Source organism: Antarctobacter heliothermus, assembly GCF_900188425.1.
GTDB classification, from domain to species: Bacteria; Pseudomonadota; Alphaproteobacteria; order Rhodobacterales; family Rhodobacteraceae; genus Antarctobacter; species Antarctobacter heliothermus.
In genome coordinates this window covers 1-1,759 of record NZ_FZON01000137.1, presented here as the reverse complement: position 1 = coordinate 1,759, position 1,759 = coordinate 1, and the positions used below count along the sequence as shown (strand labels likewise).

General features: G+C 68.7%; 1 protein-coding gene. It reads right to left on the bottom strand.

Going from position 1 to position 1,759, the window contains the following annotated elements:
• Window positions 1-233: 233 nt before the first annotated feature.
• Window positions 234-1,655, bottom strand: a complete 1,422-nt coding sequence (locus CHB90_RS25860) for an IS1380 family transposase (protein WP_089280552.1) — start codon at window positions 1,653-1,655, stop codon at window positions 234-236.
• Window positions 1,656-1,759 lie beyond the last annotated feature (104 nt).

Below are 1,759 nucleotides of genomic sequence, written 5' to 3'. Positions count from 1 at the left end.
CCCGCAATATTCACCGGCGGTCCGTGTGCGGTGTGATTTCGGGGCGCGGTCGGGTTTCTTGACCTTGCGTGTGGCAGGAAGGGCGATCACGCTGCCGACGTTCGCGTCATACGTGTGGGTGGATGTGTTCGCGGCGCTTTCGGGCGAACGCGGTGATGCATCCGCACACGGCGTTGAACGCCACCGGGATCGGTGGCGACGGTCGGGAAGCGCGGTCATACAGGCGGTTCGGATCAGGGGCCGGCCCAATGCATCCTGATGATTGTCGGCCATAGCATAGACCAGAAAGGCGCGGCGCTGCTTGCAAGCGCGAGCGTCATCCGGCGGCCGGAGAGAATGATCCGGGCGCCGGCACGGAGGACTCGCTCGCGCAGTCGGCGCAGGCTCCAGCCGGTTCCGGTGGCGCGGGCCATGGCGCGGCGGGCGATGTGCATCACCTGGTAGGCCAGCAGCGAGACGAGCAGGCGCACTTCATTGCACGCGTAGGCATCGACGGCGTCCGCGGCGCTCTGCGGCTTGCGCCCTCGGCAATGCGACTTTGGCCGGTTCGTGGACGACAGCGCCGGGGCGAGGACGTCCTTGAGCTCGCCCATGTGGCCCTCGGCCGTACCGCGCTCACGGTAGTGGTCGAGCACTTCCCACCGGCTCATCTGCTCGGGGCCGAGCGATGTCACCAGAAAGAAGCGATCGAGCAGCAGGTCGTCCTCGCGCTCCTTGACGACGAGCACGACGCGGCGGGATCGATTCCAGCTGTCGGCCCGGTAGTCCAGCGTGTGCAGCCACATCCGCGGCTCGGCGGGCCGCCGGCCCGGGGGACGCTTCATATGGGGTGCCGCAAGCCGGTCGAGCGCGGGATTGGCGCGCAGCCGGGCGACGTAATCGATTCCGCGCGCCTCCAGCCCGGCGAGCAGTGTCGCCGACGGAAAGCCGGCATCGATGCGCACCATCGCGACGTCGCAGAGGCTGGCCTGCGCGCGGTCGACGACGTCGAGGATGACATCGAGCGCGCCGTCCGCAGTGCCGACATTGCCGGGGCGGAGGCGGGCGTCGAGCATATCGCCGGTTTCGGCGACGGAGGTGATCAGCGGATGGTAGATCCGGCCCCGATAGTGGCCGTTCCACTCGGCCTTCGGCTGATGGCCGTGCACGTCGATGGGCAGGCTGTCGACATCGAGGGTCAGCCGCCGGGGGCGCTTGCCGCCGCGCTCGGCCCGCGCGCCGCGGGCCCCGAGCTCGAGGGCCGCCGCACGCAGCACCGCACGGTTGGACGGCTCGGCCATGATGGCGGTGAAGCGCGACAGCGTGGGCTGCGAGGCCAGGCCATGCGGCCCGTCGAGCGGCGTGCGCCCGCAAGCCGAACTGGCCGCCAGCCGAAAGGCGGGATCGTCGCGCAGCGCGTCCGCGTCGTCATGGTCGCGCCAACCCTGGGCGGCGAGCAGCACGCTGGTCCGGATGAGCGAGCCGAGGTCATGGACGACATCTTCCTGACGCCGCGGATCGGTCAGCTGCGGGACCATCCATTCGACGATGCCGCTGCGCTCCATGATCTCGCGCAGCACCACGGCACCGGCATCACCGGTCAGCCGCTCGGCACGGCTTTCGACGCGCAGGGACCTGTTGAAGCTCGTGGCGACCGGCTGTAGCGTTTCACCCATGGCGTGCTCCGATGGCTGCTGTCGGATTTTGTCTAGCAGCTTGATTCTACAAAGCTTTCGCGGGCACGCCAGCTATTTCCCCTGATTTGGATGAATAAGCCGGG